Raw genomic sequence first — 18,055 nt, 5'->3', positions numbered from 1 at the left:
GGCACCTTTACTGCGTTCAATGCAGTAAAGGTGCCCTTCACCGCATGATCCGGATCGAGTCTCCAGGGTAGATATTTTTGTCCCCTCGGTCTGACACCGGGTTCTGCTGTGTACAGACCAACTGTGGACGGGCAGGCTCACCGGCATCCGATCGACCAATTCTCCGAGCAGAGGACACGATCATGTCGTTCACGAAACGCGTCAAGGCTGTTGCAGGTACCGCTGTCGCCGGCGCAGCGATCAGCGTGGCGATGGTCGGATTCGCGGGCACCGCGAACGCGGCCGACTACGAACTCAAGCTGTGCAACGAGTCGACCATGTACAACCTCAGCGCCGAGTACGAGGACGGCTCCACGTCGTCGAAGGTGTTCCCCCAGAGCTGCATGGAGTTCGGCGGCATCGCCGCCGACACCGACTTCCAGCTGATCTTCGACTTCTCCCACGACGACAACGACACCAAGTCGAGGGTGCTGAACACCTTCAGCGACGGGAACACCCAGGTGACGACCGATGACTCGCTCCGCTGGACCATGAGCAAGTACTGAGCACGGTCGACAGTCCACACCGGACCCGAAAGCCCGGTCAGCCGTTCAGCGTGTCGTCGAAGAACGCGAGCGTGCGACCCCAGGCGAGGTCGGCGGCGTCGGGGTCGTGGAACGAGGGCGCGTCGAAGTTCGAGAACGCGTGTCCCGCCGCGTAGTGGTACACGGTGATCTCCGGCCTGCCCGACACCGCGGCCTCGACGGCGCCGATCGCCTCGCCGGAGATGTAGGGATCGTCGTCGCCGTAGTGGAACATCACCGGGCAGGCGATGTCGCCGACCTTGTCGAGCATCCCGTGCACGCCCGAGCCGTAGTAGGACACCACGGCGTCCGGACCCTCACCGTCGGGACGCACCGACGTCGCGAACAGGTAGGCCAGCGTGCCGCCGAGGCAGAACCCGACGCCGCCGGTCCTGCCCGTGCACGCGGGCAGTGCGCGCAGGTGCGCGAGCGTGGCGCTCATGTCGTGCACGGCGACGTCGAGGTCGAGCCGCTGCGCGAGCTCCATGCCCTCGGCGATCCCTGATTCGTCCTTGCTCTGAAAACCGCGTTCCAATCGCCAGAACATGTCGGGCACGAGCGCGACATAGCCGTGCTCCGCCAGCCTGCTCGCCAGCGCGCGCATGTTGTCGTTGACGCCGAAGACCTCCTGGAACAGGACGATTCCCGGGCCCCGGCCCGACTCCGGCAGGGCACAGAACGCGTCGAAGGTTCCGCCGTCGTGCGCCGTGATGGTCTCGATCTGGGTGGCAACCACGATCGCGATCTTGCTATCCAGCGCCGGTCCTGCCAACCCCGTCAGGTGAATCTGCTGGACAGCCGGTCGCGTGCTGCTGCTCCCACAGTGCACGGTTATGCTGCGAGAATGCCGAGTTCGGTCGAGCCAGCTGACATAGCAGACCGGCTCCGTCGCATCGAGGCGGTCACTGACAACGCGCTCGCGGAGCTCGAGCTCGAACAGCTCCTCGCGGAACTGCTGGCCAGGGTCAAGGAGCTGCTGGGCGCCGACACCGCCACCGTGCTGCTGGTCGACAGCGGCGGGCACCATCTGGTCGCGTCGGCCTCGTCCGGGATGGAGGAGGAGGTGCGCCAGGGCGTCCGGGTCCCGGTCGGCGAAGGATTCGCCGGGCGCATCGCGGCCTCGCGCACGCCCATGGTCATCCAGCAGGTCGACTCCACCACCGTCGTCAATCCGCTGCTCTGGGAGAAGGGCGTCCGCTCACTCGCGGGCGTTCCGCTCGTGGCGGGCGGTGACATGGTCGGTGTGCTGCACGTCGGCACGTTCGACCCGACGCCGTTCTCGGAACGGGACGTGGAGTTCCTCCAGGTCGTCGGCGACCGGGTGGCGCTGGCCACGCACACGCGCCTCACCCGCACCGAGCGTGCCGCCGCGGCGGCGCTGCAGCGGACGCTGCTGCCTGCCAAGCTCCCGCAGATCGCCGGACTCGAACTCTCCTCGCGCTACGTGCCCGGCGAGGCCGGCGGAGCCAGCGGCGACTGGTACGACGTGTTCACCCTGCCGTCGGGCTGGCTGTGCGTCACCGTCGGCGACGTCGTGGGCAGGGGCCTCGCCGCGGCCACGATCATGAGCCGCGTCCGGACCGCGACCCGCTCCTACGCGCTCGACTCCGGCGAGCCCACCGCGGTGCTGTCCAAGCTCGACGCGCACATCCGGCACTTCGAACCGCAGACGATGACCACCATCGCCTACGCGGTGCTGGAACCGTCGCTGGAGCGGATGCACATCTCGCTCGCGGGCCACCTCTCCCCGGTGCTGGCGCTGCCGGACCGCAAGGCGGAGCTGCTGGACGTGCCCATCGACCCGCCGATCGGCGTCGGCTCGGCACCCCTGCAACGCCGCAGCGCCACGATCGACCTGCCCGAAGGCGCGACGGTGCTGTTCTACACGGACGGTCTCGTGGAGCGGCGCGACCGCGGTCTCGACGAAGGTCTCCGGTTGCTGTGCGACACGGTGACCACGGACTCCACGGAGCGGCTGTGCTCGACGGTCATGTCGCGCATGGTCGGCAGCGACCCCACCGACGACGACATCGCGGTGCTCGCCATCCGCAAGCGGCTCACCGACGAGTTGCGAACGCTGGAGCTGGAGCTGGACGCCGTCCCCGAGGTGCTCGCGGACGTGCGCGCGGCGCTGCGCCGCTGGCTGCCGACGACGGGCGCCACGGCGGAGGAGACCGCGGACCTGCTCGTCGCCGTCGGCGAGGCGTGTTCCAACGTGATCGAGCACGCCTACGGTCCGCTCGGTGGCAAGATCAATCTCCGCTTCGAGGCGGAGGAACCCGAGGTGGTCGTGACGGTCGCGGACACCGGACGCTGGCGGCAGGCCCGCGGCGCCCACCGCGGAAGGGGAACGGCACTGATGCGTCAGCTCAGCGACAACGTCACGTTCGAGCACACGGCGGGCGGCACCCTGGTGCGCATCCGCAAGACCCTGAGCGGCGAACCGGCATGACAGTGGCGAACATCGAGGTGCTCACGCGCGATCCCGAGACGATCGAGATCGCCATCACCGGCGAGATCGACCTGTCCAACGCCGACGTGGTCCGCGACGACATCTTCGCCGCCATCGGCAACCACCTGGTGACCGTCCGGCTGAACCTCGCGGGCGTCACCTATCTCGACAGCGCGGGGCTGCGGATCCTGTTCTCGCTCGCCGAGCGGCTGCGGCTGTTGCAGGCCGACTGCCAGATCCTGGCGCCCGAGGGCTCGACCAGCCGACGCGTCGTCGAGCTCGCCGGCCTCGACACCCTGGCCCGGATCCTGCCCTGACGGGTCCACTGTGGAGTAACCAGAGCTACGCCCGGCCACACGAATGTGACCAGGCGCTTTGGTGAGATACCGTTCGCCCATGCGCAGGAACTGGGTCGTCGCGGGCGTCGTCGCGATCGCCGTGGTGTGGCTCGTGGTGGTCACCGTGCTGATCTCGCGCGAGCCCGAGACGGGGGCGAGCTCGCCCGAACAGCTGCGTGACCGGCTCGAGCAGGCCCTGTCCACGCACGACGCCGACGAGCTGGGCCTGCTGCTGGGCCAGACGGGCAGCGAGGTCGACGAGTTCGCCGGTGCCTACGTCGACAAACTGCGCGGCACCACCGGGCTCACCGTCTCACTGCGACCGGACGGCGGCGAGTCCCGCGTCGCCGTCGTCGAGGGTGCCCGCGCGGACGGCAGCGCGTTCGCCTACGAGGTCTCGCTCAGCCGGTCCGGCGATCGCTGGCGCCTCGACCTCACCCCGCCGCTCTAGGTTTCGCGTGCCCGGAAGGACTTCATGACCAAGATCTTCAACGACCCGGCCGACTTCGCGCGCGACACGCTGTCGGGCTTCGCACGCGCGTTTCCCGGTCTCGTGCAGCGCGTGCCCGGCGGCGTGGTCAGGGCCTCGCAGGCGGGGCGGGGCAAGGTCGCGATCGTGGTCGGCGGAGGCAGCGGGCACTACCCGGCGTTCGCGGGCTGGGTGGGGCCCGGACTGGCCGACGCCGCTGTGGTCGGCGACGTGTTCTCCTCGCCGTCGACGCAGCAGGTGGTGGCTGTGGCGAGCGCGGCCGAAGCCGGCGGCGGCGTGGTGCTCAGCTACGGCAACTACGCGGGCGACGTGCTGAACTTCGAGGCCGCTCGCGCGCAGCTCATCGACGCGGGCATCCCGGTGCGCTCGGTGGTGGTCAGCGACGATCTCGCGAGCGCGCCGCGCGACGAACGGTCCCTGCGCCGCGGCACCGCGGGCGACCTCGTGGTCGTCAAGATCGCGGGCGCCGCGGCGGAGGCGGGCTACGACCTGGAGGGCGTGGTGCGGGTCGCCGAGCGCACCAACGCGGCCACGGTGTCGCTCGGAATCGCGTTCGAGGGGCCGACCCCGCCCGGCGCGCGCGGCCCCCTGTTCACCGTGCGCGACGGCAGGATGGGCGTCGGCCTCGGCATCCACGGCGAACCCGGCGTCTCGGAGGAGCCGCTGCTCGGAGCGCGAGAGCTGGCCGAACTGCTCGTGCGGCGGCTGCTCGCCGAACGGCCGGAGGGCATGCGCAGGGCCACCGTGCTGCTCAACGGCATGGGCTCCACGAAGTACGAGGAGCTGTTCGTGCTGTGGAACGAGGTCGTGCCGCGGCTCGAGGCCGAGGGTGTCGAGGTGGTCGAGCCCGAGGTCGGGGAGCTGATCACGAGCCTCGACATGGAAGGGCTCTCGCTCACGGTCGCGTGGCTCGACGACGAGCTGGAGGCACTGTGGGGAGCGCCCGCGCACAGCCCGGCGTTCCGCAAGGGTCCCGCCACCGCGGCTCCACTCACGCCGAGGCCGGTTCCCGTGGTCGCCGAACGCGCCATCCCGGAGTCGAGCGAGGTGTCGCGGCAGGTAGCCAAGGTCGTGCACGCGGCTTTCGAGACGGCGGCGACGGCGCTCGCCGAGGCCGAGCCCGAGCTCGGCGACCTGGACTCGGTCGCGGGCAACGGCGACCACGGGCGCGTGATGGCGCGTGGGGCGAGGGCGGCAGCCTCGGCCGCGGGCCGGGCCGTCGAGGCCGGAGCCGGCACGACCACCACGCTCCTACTCGCCGCCGACGCGTGGAGCGACAGGGCGGGTGGCTCCTCGGGCGCGTTGTGGGGCGCGGGCCTGCGAGCGGCCGCGCGGGTGCTGTCCGACACCGACCTCCCATCGCAGGCCGTGCAGGTCGCGTGCCGGTCCGCGCTCGACGCCGTGACCGCGTACGGCAACGCCCGCGTCGGCGACAAGACCGTGGTGGACGCGTTCCTGCCGTTCACCGAGAGCCTCGAGGCCGACCTCGCCGCGGAGCTGCCGCTCGGACCGGCGTGGGTCAACGCCTCCGCCGTCGCCGCGAGGGCGGCCGAGTCGACGGCGTCGCTGAGCCCGCGGCTCGGCAGGGCCCGCCCGCTCGCCACCCGCAGCCTCGGCCACCGCGACCCCGGCGCCGTGTCGTTCGCGGTGGTGGTGACGGCGATCGCGGAGCACGTGGCATGAACACCTCGCGCAGGGCCACGGTGTTGCGGGCCGCGGAGCTCTACTACGACCGGCACCTCACGATGGAGGCCATCGCCCAGGAGCTCGGGTGCTCGCGCGCGACCGTGTCGCGCCTGGTCGGCGAAGCCCGCACGGCCGGACTCGTGGAGATCACCGTGCACCGCAGGGGCCGGGCCGCGAGCACGCTGGAGCGGCTGATCGGCGAGCGCTACGGCGTGCAGGCCACCGTCGTCGCTCCGCCCGAGCGCGCGACCGAGGGCGAACGTCTGCTGCACGTGGCCACGCAGGCCGCCGCGAAGCTGCGGCTCACGCTCGCACCCGACACCACGATCGCGATCACGTGGGGCATCACCATCGCCACGCTGGCCCGCAACCTCACGCCCGGAGTCGTCCCCGGGCTCCAGGTGGTGCAGATGAGCGGCTCCGGCAACACGTTCTCCTCCGGCGCCGAGTACGCGTCCGGGGTGTTCGACCGCTTCGGCGCGGTGCTCGGCGCACGCGTGCACCACTTCCCCGTGCCCGCGTTCTTCGACTCCGCGGCCACGCGCTCGGCGCTGTGGGCCGAGCACAGCGTGCAGCGCATCCTGCGGCTGCAGCAGCGGGCCGACATCGCGCTGTTCTCCGTCGGCGCGCTCGGCGGCGGCATCCCCGGTCACCTCTACCGCGCCGGCTACCTCGACCGCGCCGACCTGCGCTCGCTCACCGAGCAGGGTGTGGTGGGCGATCTCGGCACCGTGTTCCTGCACTCCACCGGCTCGAGCGCCGAACTGGCGATGAACCAGCGTTCCAGCGGGCTGCCCATCGAGGCGCTGCGCCGCATCCCGCGCCGCCTGTGCGTCGCGCTCGGCGAGGCCAAGGCCCCGGTGGTGCGCGCCGCGCTGCTGGCGGGCGCCGTCACCGAGCTGATCGTCGACACGACAGCCGCCGAACCCCTCGTCGGCTGAACAGATTCTCACGCTGTCGCACTTCTGGATCGAAACCGCCAATGATCAGCGACTGATTTTCGCAACTCCGTTCACCGACACTGGGCCGTTCTGGTTACGCGTGCTTAGCATCGCCGCAATCTTTCAGCCTGTCAGGAGTCGACGTGGACGCCACCCAGCAGTCCCCCGTTGAGCGGTCGGCGATCCGCAAGGTCGCCGTGCGGCTCGTGCCCTTCGTGGCACTCATGTTCTTCATCAACTACCTCGACCGGACCGCGATCTCCTTCGCGGGGCCGAACGGGATGAACGACGACCTCGGCCTCACCGCCGCGCAGTTCGGCTTCGCCTCCGGTGTGTTCTTCATCGGCTACATCCTGCTCGAGGTCCCCAGCAACATCGCGCTGCACCGGTTCGGCGCCCGCAAGTGGCTGGCCAGGATCATGGTGTCGTGGGGCATCGTCTCGCTGCTGTTCACGTGGGTGGACAGCGTCGGCGGGCTCTACGTGCTGCGGTTGCTGCTCGGCATCGCCGAGGCCGGGTTCTTCCCCGGCGCGATCCTGTTCCTGTCCCTGTGGGTGCCCGCGCGGCACCGCAGCAAGATCCTCGCGCTGTTCTACCTGGCGCAGCCGCTCACCACGGTGATCGGCGCCCCGCTGGCCGGCCTGCTCATCGAGCAGCACGGCGTGTTCGGCCTCGAGGGCTGGCGCTTCATGTTCCTGTGCGTCTCGGTGCCCGCGATCCTCGTCGGCATCGCGACCTGGTTCTACCTCAGCGACCGCCCCGCCGACGCGAAGTGGCTGACCGAGGAGGAGAAGACGTGGCTCACCGCCGAACTGGAGGGTGAGGCCAAGACCAAGACCGGCGGCGGCTCCCACAAGGGCGGTATGGCGGCGGCGCTGCGCAGCGGCCGGGTGTGGGTCCTCGCGCTCATCTACTTCGGCTTCATCTACGGCCTCTACGCGCTGGCGTTCTTCCTGCCCGCCATCATCAGCAGCTTCGAGGAGAGCTTCGGCACCACGTTCACGACGCTCGAGGAAGGCCTCATCACGGCCATCCCGTACGTGCCCGCGGCGATCGTGCTCTACCTGTGGTCGCGCGACGCGACCAGGCGCGGCCTGCGGACCTGGCACATCGCCCTGCCCGCCGTGGTCGGCGGTGTGAGCGTGCCGGTCGCGTTGTACATGGGCTCGCCCGCGGCGACGATCGTGGTCATCACGATCACGGCGTGCGCGATCTTCGCGGCGCTGCCCAACTTCTGGACCGTGCCCGCGCAGTTCCTGACCGGCGCGGCCGCGGCCGTGGGCATCGCGCTGATCAACACCTTCGGCAACATGGCCGGTTTCGCCGCCGGCTACGTGACCGGATTCCTCAACGACGCCACGGGTTCCTACGCCGTGCCGATGTTCGTCGTCGGCGGGCTGATGGTGCTCTCGGCCGTGCTCATGGTCGCGCTCGCCAAGCGGGGCCGCGTGCAGACCGGTGACCTCGACGAGAAAGCGGAGACCTCGGCATGACCCGACTGTTCAACGACCCGGCCGAGTTCGCCGACGAGGTGCTCGAGGGCTTCGTCGCCGCCCACCAGCGGTGGGTCCGCCGCGTGCCGGGCGGCGTGGTGCGCAACACCGCGAAGACGCCGGGCCAGGTCGCCGTGCTCGTCGGCGGCGGCTCGGGCCACTACCCCGCGTTCACCGGACTGGTCGGGCAGGGACTCGCCCACGGCGCGGTGTCGGGCAACATCTTCGCCTCGCCCTCGGCCCAGCAGGCGTGCTCGGTGGCCAAGGCGGCCGAGAGCGGCGGCGGTGTGCTGCTGCTGTTCGGCAACTACGCGGGCGATGTCCTCCACTTCGGACACGCCGCGGAGATCCTGAACCAGCAGGGCATCCCCACCAGGACCTTCGCCGTGACCGACGACGTGTCGAGCGCCGAGGTCGACGAGATCACCAAGCGCCGCGGTGTCGCGGGCGACCTCACGGTGTTCAAGGTCGCCGCCGCTGCCGCCGAGGCCGGACTGAGCCTCGACGAGGTGCACCGGGTCGCGGAGCACGCCAACGACCGCACCCGCTCGCTGGGCGTCGCCTTCTCCGGCTGCACGCTGCCCGGCGCCGAGGCGCCGCTGTTCACGGTGCCCGAGGGCAAGATGGCCGTGGGCATGGGCATCCACGGCGAGCCCGGCATCGACGAGGCCGACGTGCCCAGCGCCGACGGGCTCGCGGAGCTGTTCGTGCGGACGCTGCTCGCCGAGCTGCCGCCCGGCATCACCGAGGCGCGCGGGCAGCGTGCGGGCGTGATCCTCAACGGACTCGGCACGGTCAAGCACGAGGAGCTGTTCGTCGTCTACCGGCGGGTGGCCCAGCTGCTCGCCGAAGCGGGCGTCGAGGTGGTGGACCCCGAGGTCGGCGAGTTCGTCACCAGCTTCGACCTGGCCGGGGCCTCGCTCACGCTGTTCTGGCTGGACGAGGAACTGGAGCGGTACTGGAGCGCGCCCGCCGACGCGCCCGCGTTCCGCAAGGGCTCACTCACCCCCGCTCCGCCCGCAGCCGAGGACCTGGCGGACGACACGGTCGAGCAGAGCGTGCCGGAGGCGAGCGAGCAGTCGCGCGCCGCCGCCGCGACCGTGCTCGCCGCGCTGGAGGCCACGCGCAAGGTGGTGGACGGCAACGCCGAGGAGCTGGGCCGCATCGACGCCGTCGCGGGCGATGGCGACCACGGCATCGGCATGCAGCGCGGCGCGGTGGCCGCGGTGGACGCGGCGCGCGAGGCGCAGCGGCTCGGCGCGGGCGCGGGCACACTGCTGGCGCTGGCCGGTGACGCGTGGGCCGACCGCGCGGGCGGCACGTCCGGTGCGCTGTGGGGGCTGCTGCTGCGGGCCGTCGCGAACACGTTGGGGGACAACGACGAACCCACCGGCGCGACCGTGAGCGAGGGTGTCGCGGCCGGGCTGGAGAGCGTGCTGCGCGTGGGCGGCGCCCAGCCTGGCGACAAGACAATGGTCGACGTGCTGGCGCCGTTCGCCGAGGCACTCGCGACCGGGATCGGCGAGTCGAGGGGCCTCGCCGAGGCGTGGGGCCGGGCGGCCGAGACCGCCGACGTCGCCGCGACGGCGACCGCGGACCTGGTGCCGAAGATCGGCAGGGCCAGGCCGCTCGCCGAGAAGAGCGTGGGAACTCCGGACGCGGGCGCCGTCTCGCTCGCACTGATCGTGGGCGCGGTACACGGCGTCCTCGCCGAGAGGAAAGGTGTGTGATGGCTCAGCAGTGGCGCATCGTCGTCGGCTCGGACGACGCGGGCTTCGACTACAAGGAAGCGCTCAAGGCGGACCTGGAGGCGAGTGAGCTCGTCGCGTCCGTTGTGGACGTCGGGGTGACCGCCGACGGCAACACGCCGTACCCGAAGGTGGCCGTCACCGCGGCCGAGCTGATCGCCAAGGGCGAGGCCGACCGGGCGCTGCTGGTGTGCGGAACCGGCCTCGGCGTGGCGATCTCGGCCAACAAGGTGCCCGGCATCCGCGCCGTCACCGCGCACGACAGCTTCTCCGTCGAGCGCTCGGTGCTGAGCAACAACGCGCAGGTGCTCACGTTCGGCCAGCGCGTGGTGGGCCTCGAGCTCGCCCGCAGGCTCGCGCGCGAGTGGCTGACCTACACCTTCGACGAGAACTCGGCGTCGGCGCAGAAGGTGCAGGTGCTCACCGACTACGAGAGCGTGGGTTCGTGCTGAGCTTCGGCGTCAGCCTGAAGATGTACTTCTCCCACGCCAGGACTCTGGCGTGGAGCGGGGATGTGGCCGCGCTCGCCTCCCACGAGGCGATCGCGGGAGGGCACGCGGAGCTGTTCGTGCTGCCCTCCTTCCCCAGCATCCCCGCAGTGACCGACGTCTTCGCGGGCACGCCGGTGCGCGTCGGCGCGCAGGACCTGTGCGCCGACGACACCGGCGCGTTCACCGGCGAGGTCGGCGGGCCGCTGCTGCGCGAGCTCGGCTGCACCCACGTCGAGGTCGGCCACGCCGAACGGCGGCGGCTCTACGGCGAGGACGACGCGCTGGTCGCCCGCAAGACCGCGGCGGCGCTGCGCAACGAGCTCGTGCCGGTGCTCTGCGTCGGCGAGCCCGAGCGCGTCCCCGCCGACCAGGCCGCCGCCCACTGCGTGGCCGAGGTGGAGTCGGCGCTCGGCTCGGCGACCGGACCCGTCGTGGTGGCCTACGAGCCGCACTGGGCGATCGGCGCGGCCGAGCCCGCTCCCGAGGAGCACATCGCGCACGTCTGCGGCACGCTCAAGAAGCGGCTCGGCGTCCGCGTGATCTACGGCGGCAGCGCGGGCCCCGGACTGCTCACCAGGCTCGGGACGTCGGTCGACGGGTTGTTCCTCGGCCGGTTCGCCCACGATCCCGTCGCGGTGGGCGAGATCCTGGACGAGGCGCTGGAACTGGCGAAGGGATCCTGATGGCGATCGGACTCAGCACCTACGCGTTCTTCTGGCGCATCTCGTCGGAGGCCGAGAAGCCACTGACGCTGACGCAGATGCTGGAGGAGACCAGGGAACTGGGCGCGGACGTCTTCCAGATCTGCGACTACGCGGGTGTCGAAGCGCTGTCCACGGCCGAGCTGCGCGAGGTGCGCTCAACGGCAGAGAGCCTCGGTGTCCAGCTGGAACTGGGCACCCGCGGCGTGCGCCCCGAGCACCTGCGGCGCTACCTCGACCTCGCCGAGGCGCTCGACGTGACGCTCGTGCGCAGCATGCTGTACTCGGCCGACGACCGGCCGACGCTCGCCGAGGCAACCGAACGGCTGCGCGAGGCCGTTCCCGGCTACGCGCAGCGCGGGGTGACCCTCGCGCTGGAGACCTACGAACAGGTGTCCTCGGCCGATCTCGTGGACGTCGTCGAGGCCGTCGGCAGCGAGTACCTCGGCATCTGCCTCGACCCCGCCAACTGCGTGGCCAACCTTGAACACCCGAAGCAGGTCGTGGAGACCACCGCCCGGCACGTGGCCAACCTCCACGTCAAGGACTTCACCTTCGCCCGCCAGGCGGGCTGGGTCGGGTTCACGCTCTCTGGCTGCAAGCTCGGCGAAGGGCGCCTCGACTACGGCGCCATGATCGAGCGGGTCAGGCCGGGCGAGAAGAAGATCAACCAGATCGTGGAGCACTGGCTTCCCTGGCAGGACGACATCGAGACGACCTGCCGGCTGGAGGACGAGTGGACGCGGCACAGTGTGGAATTCCTAAGGAGCAACTCATGACCACGGTCACCGTCGTCGGCGCGGGCGGCAAGATGGGCCAGCGCGTCTCGAACAACCTCGCCACGAGCGACTTCCAGGTGCTCTTCAGCGAGAACTCGCCCCAGGGCAAGGAGCTGCTGGCGAGCCAGGACCGCGAAGTCACCGACGCCGCCGAGGCGGCCCGGCAGAGCGACGTCGTGATCCTCGCCGTGCCGGACGTCGTACTCGGCAAGGTCTCCGAGGCGCTCGTGCCCGAGCTCAAGCCCGGCGCGATCGTGCTGACGCTGGACCCGGCGGCGGCCTACGCCAACCTGCTGCTCAAGCGCGACGACATCGAGTACGCCGTGGCGCACCCGTGCCACCCCTCGGTGTTCCTCGAGCGCACCACCAAGGAGGAGTACGCCGACACCTTCGGCGGCATCGCGGCCCCGCAGGAGGTCGTCGCCGCGTTCGAGTCGGACAACGAGACCGCGCGCAAGCTCGCCGACGACGTCATCCGCGTGATGTACGCGCCGGTGGTCGACGTGCACTGGGTGAGCGTGAAGCAGCTCGCCGTGCTGGAGCCGACGCTCGTCGAGACGGTGGCCTGCATGGTGGGTTCGCTGCTCAACGAGGCCCTGCACGAGACCGTGCACACCGTAGGCGTGCCCGAGCCGGCCGCGCGCGCGATGCTGCTCGGCCACGTGCAGGTGGCGCTCACCAACACCCTGCGCGGCTCCAACCCGTTCTCCGACGCGTGCCTCATCGCGATGGACTACGGCCGCGAGTCGATCGTCAAGGACGACTGGAAGAAGATCTTCGACGACGGCGAGCTCGACAAGGTCATCGCCAGGATGCTCAAGATCGACGCGGTGAAGCGCGACAACTGACCCACAATGGGGCCATGCGCTACCTGCGACTCGGCCCCGGAGACCGCCTGCCCGTGCTCGGCCAGGGCACCTGGCACATGGGTGAACGCGAGCGTTCGAGGAAGGCCGAGGTCGAGGCCCTGCGACGGGGCCTCGACCTCGGCCTTTCCCTGATCGACACCGCGGAGATGTACGGCGACGGCGGCGCCGAGGAGGTCACCGGCGAGGCGATCGCGGGCCGCCGCGACGAGACGTTCCTGGTCAGCAAGGTCCTTCCGCACAACGCGAGCGCGCGCGGCACGGTCGCCGCCTGCGAACGGAGCCTGCGCAGGCTCGGCACCGACCGGATCGACCTGTACCTGCTGCACTGGCGGGGCGGAGTGCCGCTGACCGAGACGCTCGAAGCACTGGAGACGCTGCGGACGGACGGCAAGATCCGGCACTACGGCGTCAGCAACTTCGACCGCGACGACCTCGCGGAGACGTGGGAGCACGCGCTCGGCCGCGACGTCGTGAGCAACCAGGTCCTCTACAACCTCACGCGGCGAGGACCGGAGTTCGACCTGCTGCCGTGGTGCCGCGAGCAGAGCGTCGCGGTGATGGCGTACTCGCCGATCGAGCAGGGCAGGCTGCTCGGCGACCCGGTGCTCGCCGAGGTCGCGCGACGCCACGACGTGACGCCAGCGCAGCTCGCGATCGCGTGGGTGCTGCACCAGCCGCAGGTGTGCGCGATCCCGAAGGCGACCACCCTCGCGCACGTGGAGCAGAACGTGGCGGCGCTGGACATCTCGCTCACGGCTCAGGACCTCGCCGACCTCGACGCCCGCTTCCCGGCCCCCTCCCGTGCCACACCGCTGGAAGTGCTGTGACGCGATGAGTTTTTCCTGTCGGTGGGGTCTGCCAGGATGAGGACCTCGAGGCAGCGAAAGGGCAGGGGCCATGGGGCAGACCAAGGTCGACGACGATTTCCTGCGTCAGGCGGACCCGTTCCGCCGCGAGTTGCTCGCGCACTGCTACCGCATGCTGGGCTCGGCACACGACGCCGAGGACCTGGTGCAGGAGACGTATCTGCGCGCCTGGCGGGCCTACGACCGGTTCGAGGGCCGTTCGTCGCTGCGCACCTGGCTGCACCGGATCGCCACCACGGCCTGCCTCACGGCGCTGGAGAGCAGGAGCAAACGGCCGATGCCCACCGGGCTCGGCGGCGGCAGCTCCGACCCCGCCGACGACCTCGTCGACCGGCCCGAGGTGCCGTGGCTGGAGCCGATCCCCGACGCGCTCGCGGGCGCCGACGGCAGCGACCCCGCGGCGATCGTCACGGAGCGAGAGAGCATCCGGCTGGCGCTCGTCGCTGCCCTGCAGCACCTGCCGCCCCGGCAGCGCGCGGTGCTGATCCTGCGCGACGTGCTCAAGTGGCGGGCGGCAGAGGTGGCCGAGGCCGTCGGCGTCAGCACCGCGGCGGTCAACAGCATCCTGCAGCGGGCCAGGGCCCAGCTGGCCCAGGTGTCGCCCACGCCGGACGACGTCGTTGAGCCGACCGCCGACGAGCAACGCGCGCTGCTCGAGCGCTACGTCTCGGCGTTCGAACGCAAGGACGTGACCGAACTGGTCGAACTGTTCACCAGCGACGTGGTGTGGGAGATGCCGCCCTACGCCGCCTGGTACGCGGGCACCGAGTCCGTGGCGGCGCACCTCAGCGATCGTTGTCCCGCGCGGCCGGGCAAGGTGCTCATGCTGCCGGTGGAGGCCAACGGCCAGGCCGCGTACGCGATGTACCTGCACGACGCGGACAGCGACGAGTACCGCGCGTTCACGCTGCAGGTGCTCACCGTCTCGGGCGGCGCGATCAGCCACGTCGCCAACTTCATGGACACGCGGCTGTTCGAGCTCTTCGGCCTGCCGGTGACCCAGGACAGCGCAGGCCGGGTGGCGGCGGAGCAATCAGTTCGCCGGGCGCACGCCTGCGATGACCGGCCCTGGCCGAGCGATCGGCTGCGGGCGCACGCCGACGGTGGCCGACTCAGGCCGGGTCGCGGCGGAGCAAACGGTTGCGGTGCGCGCCTGCCATGACCGCCCGGGCAAGGCAGAGCGATCGGCTGCGATGACCGGCTCGAGCCGGATCCCGGCCGAGCAAACGGTTGCGGTGCGCGCACCTGCCATGACCGCCCGGGACGTGGCCAAGAAATCGGCCATAAGCACCCGCCGACGGTGACCGGCTCAAGCCGGATCCCGGCCGAGCAATCAGTTCGCCGGGCGCACGCCTGCGATGACAGCCCCAGGCCGACCGATCGGCCGCGGGCGCACGCCAACGGTGGCCGACTCAGGCCGGGTCGCGACCGAGGAAGGCGAGCAGCCGGTCACCGGGACCGGCCAGCGGTGACACGTCGACGGGCTGCGCGAAGCGGCCCGGCCGGTCCTCGCCGCTGACCAACAGCGGGCAGAGTTCGAGCAGTTCGCGCGCGAGCGCGTCCGGAATCGGCCGGTCCGTGCCGCACGCGCGCGCGACGTCCCAGCCGTGCACGGCGACCTCGACCGCCCCGGCCCCGGCCACCACGTCGGCGGACAACGGGTGCCCGCCGATCTCGACGGTCCCGGAGCAGTCCGCGCGTGCCCACTCGCCGACGAGCAGGCACGCGTGCTCGCGCAACGCTCGCACCGGATCGGGGTGGTCGCCGGGATCGGACTCGAGCGAGACCGCCCCGAGGCCCGCGGCCTCGGACAGCGCGAGCAGCGAGTCCTGCATGTGCGCGAGCAGGTGGCCGAGGTCCCACCACCCGCAGGGAGTCGGCCCGCGCAACGCGTCGCGCTCGACCAGCCGCAGGCTGCCGAGCGTGTAGCCGACCGCCCGCTCCAGCAGGGCGAGCCCTGCGCCCATCGCCCCTCCTCCCACACCACCGTCCGGAAGTAGGGACCGCCAAACCCCCCAGAACTAATCGCCCACCCCGCGAGTCCCCCACTCCAGCGCGCGAGTCCCCCACTCCGGCCCGCGAGTTCTGCGCTCGGGCACGCGAGTCCCGCACGCCTGCGCGCGAGTCCTGCGGTCAGGCGCGCGAGTCCCGCGCTCCGAACCGCGAGTCCCGCACTCCAGCCCGCGAGTCGTGCACGCCAGCCCGCGAGCTCTGCGCTCAAGGCATCCGAGGAACCACCGACCGGCGCAGCCCGCAGAAACCGCAGCTACGCAGCCGACATAGGCACCGTAGGCACTGCGGCTACGCAGCCCACACGAGCACTGCGGCCACACGGCCACACAGGCAACCCCGGCCACGCGGCTACACGGCCACACAGGCACCGCGGGCACCCCGGCCACACAGCCACACGGCCACACGGCCACACGGCCACACGGCCACACGGCCACACGGCCACACGGCCACACGGCCACACGAGCGCGACCATCCGCCACCCGAAGCCCGCAGCAAGATCCCGCCGCGCCTCACCACAACACCGAGCGCAGTGCCCCCCACGCCAACCGCCGCGAACGACACCTACAACCCGCGCGTCAGCTCCGGGATACGCGCCGAGTACCGCGCGATCAGCTCCGCGTTGCGCTCGTCGCCCCCGGGGACGTTCGCGCTGGTCCACAGCGGCAGCGCGATCCCGCGCTCCGTCGCCAGCCCGTCGAGCGCCGCGAGCACGGACGACCACAGGTACGCCCCGAGCACCGTCGACACCGCCGCCGTCCGGGGCGCGCCCTGCGGGTGCACGACGTCGCCGGGCGGGACGCCGGTGTCCAGCACCACGGTCGCGTGGTCGGCGAGCCGCGTTCCCGAGCGGTCGCTGGCCTGCGCCGACGCGGGCAGCGACGTCACCGCGATCACCGGGACGCCACGAGCCAGGCCCTCGCTCGCGATCTCCACGGGATACGGGTTGCGGCCACTCGTCGAGAACACGACGAGCAGGTCCGACGACGTCGGCGCGGCGGCCTCCACCAGCGCCCGGCCGCGGCCGGGCTCGCGTTCGACGGCGGAACTGCGCAGCGCCCCGGTCAGCGGCAGGACCTCCGGGTCCCACAACGGCCGCACCGGGGCGAGTCCGCCCGCGCGGTAGAAGGTCTCGCACACCATCGCGAGCGAGTGCCCCGCGCCTGCCGCGTAGACGATGCCGTCAGCGGCCACCGTGTCCAGCAGCAGACCGGCGGCCCGCTCGATGTCACCCTGCCGCTCGTCGAGTTCCCCGAGCAGCCTGCGGACGTCCTCGCGCATTCGCGGTGCCTCCTTCGATCGCCTGGCAAACGCTAGGGCCAGCAAGTCGAATTTGTCCAGACCAATGTGGCCGAACCGGATCTTGACCTATGCGGGCCATCACTCTAGGTTCCTAGATAGGACGTCCTATGTCCAAATTTCAGCAAGGAGGCTGAAGCGATGCCCGCCGTGTCCCGACGCGCCGCCCTCTCCCTCGCAGGCGCCACCGCAGCCGGCCTGGCCCTCGCGCCAGCGGCCGCCGCCGCCCCGCGTGCCCGCAGTATGACCTCAGTGCCGTTCACCTCGGGCACCGAGGGCTACCACACGTTCCGCATTCCCGCGCTCGTCCGCACGAAGGCCGGTGAGCTGCTCGCCTTCGCCGAAGGTCGCGTCGAGTCGGCGGGTGACAGCGGCGCGATCCAGGTCGTGTCGCGCCGCTCGGCCGACGGCGGCCGCACGTGGAGCCCGCTGTCCGTCGTCTCCGCCAACGGCGACGCCACCGCGGGCAACCCCTCTCCCGTCGTGCTGAGCTCCGGCGACATCGTGCTGCTGACCGTCCGCAACGGCAGGGTGTCCGAGGACGAGATCAGGGAAGGCACCGTGTCCGAACAGGACACTCGCAGGGTGTTCGTCCAGCGCAGCACCGACGACGGCCACACGTTCTCCGAGGCCGTCGAGATCACCGCCGATGCCAAGGCACCGGACTGGCGCTGGTACGCGACGGGCCCCTGCCACGCGATCGAGCTCGAGCACGGCAGGCACAAGGGCCGCATCGTCGTGCCCGCCAACCACTCCAGCGCGCCGCCCGAGGGCTCGCCCGACACCGGCGCCGAGGACAAGTACTACGGCGCCCACTGCCTGCTCAGTGACGACGGCGGCCGCACGTGGCGCATCGGCTTCACCGAGGAGCGCCACGACGGATACATCGCCGCCAACGAGACCACCGTCGCCGAACTGCCCGACGGCACGCTGTACTTCAACAGCCGCTGCCACGGCACCGCACCCGGCCACCGGGTGGACACCTACAGCGCCGACGGCGGCGAGACCCTCGTCGAGCCCTACCGCGAGCAACCGGGACTGGTGGGCCCGCGCGTGCAGAGCAGCGTCCTGCAGACCTCGAGGGAAAACGCGCTGCTCTTCGCAGGACCGTCCGATCCGGACGCCCGAAGGGCGATGAGCGTCCGGATCAGCTCCGACCGGGGTCGCACCTGGCGAACCGCGCACCTCGTCTCCGAGGCGCCGGCCGCGTACTGCGACCTGGTGCAGCTCGACTCCCGCAGCGTCGGTCTGCTGTACGAGACGGGCGCCGAGGGCAGCTACGAGACGATCACGTTCGAGCAGCTCGCCATCCCCCGCACCTGACGCGGA

General features: G+C 71.3%; 18 protein-coding genes. 15 read left to right on the top strand and 3 right to left on the bottom strand.

The window, feature by feature from the left end; all coding sequences use genetic code 11:
• Positions 1 to 182 precede the first annotated feature (182 nt).
• Positions 183 to 545 carry a hypothetical protein gene (locus JHE00_RS13150; protein ID WP_200318210.1) on the top strand — a complete coding sequence of 121 codons (363 nt, stop codon included), beginning with the start codon at positions 183 to 185 and terminating at the stop codon, positions 543 to 545.
• A gap of 37 nt (positions 546 to 582) precedes the next feature.
• Here JHE00_RS13150 and JHE00_RS13145 read toward each other — a convergent pair whose 3' ends face one another.
• Positions 583 to 1,299, bottom strand: a complete 717-nt coding sequence (locus JHE00_RS13145; RefSeq protein ID WP_200318209.1) for a dienelactone hydrolase family protein — start codon at positions 1,297 to 1,299, stop codon at positions 583 to 585.
• A gap of 108 nt (positions 1,300 to 1,407) precedes the next feature.
• On the opposite strand from JHE00_RS13145, the gene JHE00_RS13140 reads away from it, so the two are divergent.
• From JHE00_RS13140 to JHE00_RS13080, 13 genes are all read left to right on the top strand, one after another.
• A complete protein-coding gene (locus tag JHE00_RS13140) occupies positions 1,408 to 3,015 on the top strand; it encodes an ATP-binding SpoIIE family protein phosphatase (RefSeq protein WP_200318208.1) in 1,608 nt (535 codons plus the stop codon).
• Positions 3,012 to 3,332: an STAS domain-containing protein gene (locus tag JHE00_RS13135; protein WP_200318207.1), complete on the top strand. Its 321-nt coding sequence runs from the start codon at positions 3,012 to 3,014 to the stop codon at positions 3,330 to 3,332. The genes JHE00_RS13140 and JHE00_RS13135 overlap by 4 nt, the downstream gene beginning before the upstream one ends.
• 79 nt (positions 3,333 to 3,411) lie before the next feature.
• A complete protein-coding gene (locus JHE00_RS13130; RefSeq protein WP_200318206.1) occupies positions 3,412 to 3,804 on the top strand; it encodes a hypothetical protein in 393 nt (130 codons plus the stop codon).
• A gap of 24 nt (positions 3,805 to 3,828) precedes the next feature.
• Entirely contained in the window at positions 3,829 to 5,526 is a 1,698-nt protein-coding gene (locus tag JHE00_RS13125) for a dihydroxyacetone kinase family protein (protein WP_200318205.1), read from the top strand.
• The gene (locus JHE00_RS13120; protein WP_200318204.1) at positions 5,523 to 6,470 is read left to right on the top strand and encodes a sugar-binding transcriptional regulator; all 948 of its coding nucleotides are present in this window, start codon (positions 5,523 to 5,525) and stop codon (positions 6,468 to 6,470) included. The genes JHE00_RS13125 and JHE00_RS13120 overlap by 4 nt, the downstream gene beginning before the upstream one ends.
• 143 nt (positions 6,471 to 6,613) lie before the next feature.
• On the top strand, positions 6,614 to 7,963 hold the full coding sequence (locus JHE00_RS13115) for an MFS transporter (protein ID WP_200318203.1): 1,350 nt from the start codon (positions 6,614 to 6,616) through the stop codon (positions 7,961 to 7,963).
• Entirely contained in the window at positions 7,960 to 9,693 is a 1,734-nt protein-coding gene (locus tag JHE00_RS13110) for a dihydroxyacetone kinase family protein (protein ID WP_200318202.1), read from the top strand. The genes JHE00_RS13115 and JHE00_RS13110 overlap by 4 nt, the downstream gene beginning before the upstream one ends.
• The gene (locus JHE00_RS13105) at positions 9,693 to 10,163 is read left to right on the top strand and encodes a ribose-5-phosphate isomerase (RefSeq protein ID WP_200318201.1); all 471 of its coding nucleotides are present in this window, start codon (positions 9,693 to 9,695) and stop codon (positions 10,161 to 10,163) included. The genes JHE00_RS13110 and JHE00_RS13105 overlap by 1 nt, the downstream gene beginning before the upstream one ends.
• The gene (locus tag JHE00_RS13100) at positions 10,157 to 10,885 is read left to right on the top strand and encodes a triose-phosphate isomerase family protein (protein ID WP_307831917.1); all 729 of its coding nucleotides are present in this window, start codon (positions 10,157 to 10,159) and stop codon (positions 10,883 to 10,885) included. Before JHE00_RS13105 ends, JHE00_RS13100 begins: the two co-directional genes overlap by 7 nt.
• Complete coding sequence (locus tag JHE00_RS13095; RefSeq protein ID WP_200318200.1) at positions 10,885 to 11,682, top strand: sugar phosphate isomerase/epimerase family protein; 798 nt, start codon at positions 10,885 to 10,887, stop codon at positions 11,680 to 11,682. The genes JHE00_RS13100 and JHE00_RS13095 overlap by 1 nt, the downstream gene beginning before the upstream one ends.
• A complete protein-coding gene (locus tag JHE00_RS13090) occupies positions 11,679 to 12,530 on the top strand; it encodes a phosphogluconate dehydrogenase C-terminal domain-containing protein (protein ID WP_200318199.1) in 852 nt (283 codons plus the stop codon). Before JHE00_RS13095 ends, JHE00_RS13090 begins: the two co-directional genes overlap by 4 nt.
• 14 nt (positions 12,531 to 12,544) lie before the next feature.
• Positions 12,545 to 13,378 (top strand): aldo/keto reductase, encoded by an 834-nt coding sequence (locus JHE00_RS13085; protein ID WP_200318198.1) that lies wholly within the window; start codon positions 12,545 to 12,547, stop codon positions 13,376 to 13,378.
• 70 nt (positions 13,379 to 13,448) lie between these two features.
• Positions 13,449 to 14,579 (top strand): sigma-70 family RNA polymerase sigma factor, encoded by a 1,131-nt coding sequence (locus JHE00_RS13080; protein ID WP_200318197.1) that lies wholly within the window; start codon positions 13,449 to 13,451, stop codon positions 14,577 to 14,579.
• Between the two features lie 250 nt (positions 14,580 to 14,829).
• On the opposite strand, the gene JHE00_RS13075 is transcribed toward JHE00_RS13080, so the two are convergent.
• Together JHE00_RS13075 and JHE00_RS13070 are read right to left on the bottom strand one after the other, a co-directional pair.
• Positions 14,830 to 15,384 (bottom strand): TIGR03086 family metal-binding protein, encoded by a 555-nt coding sequence (locus JHE00_RS13075; RefSeq protein ID WP_200318196.1) that lies wholly within the window; start codon positions 15,382 to 15,384, stop codon positions 14,830 to 14,832.
• 607 nt (positions 15,385 to 15,991) lie between these two features.
• Positions 15,992 to 16,708 (bottom strand): SIS domain-containing protein, encoded by a 717-nt coding sequence (locus JHE00_RS13070; protein ID WP_200318195.1) that lies wholly within the window; start codon positions 16,706 to 16,708, stop codon positions 15,992 to 15,994.
• Between the two features lie 159 nt (positions 16,709 to 16,867).
• On the opposite strand from JHE00_RS13070, the gene JHE00_RS13065 reads away from it, so the two are divergent.
• A complete protein-coding gene (locus tag JHE00_RS13065; protein ID WP_200318194.1) occupies positions 16,868 to 18,049 on the top strand; it encodes a sialidase family protein in 1,182 nt (393 codons plus the stop codon).
• Positions 18,050 to 18,055: the final 6 nt, after the last annotated feature.

It is taken from the genome of Prauserella cavernicola (assembly GCF_016595675.1).
In the GTDB taxonomy this organism is placed as follows: domain Bacteria; phylum Actinomycetota; class Actinomycetes; order Mycobacteriales; family Pseudonocardiaceae; genus Prauserella_A; species Prauserella_A cavernicola.
Note: the sequence above shows the minus strand (reverse complement) of the source record. Positions and strands in the feature narration are given on the sequence as shown.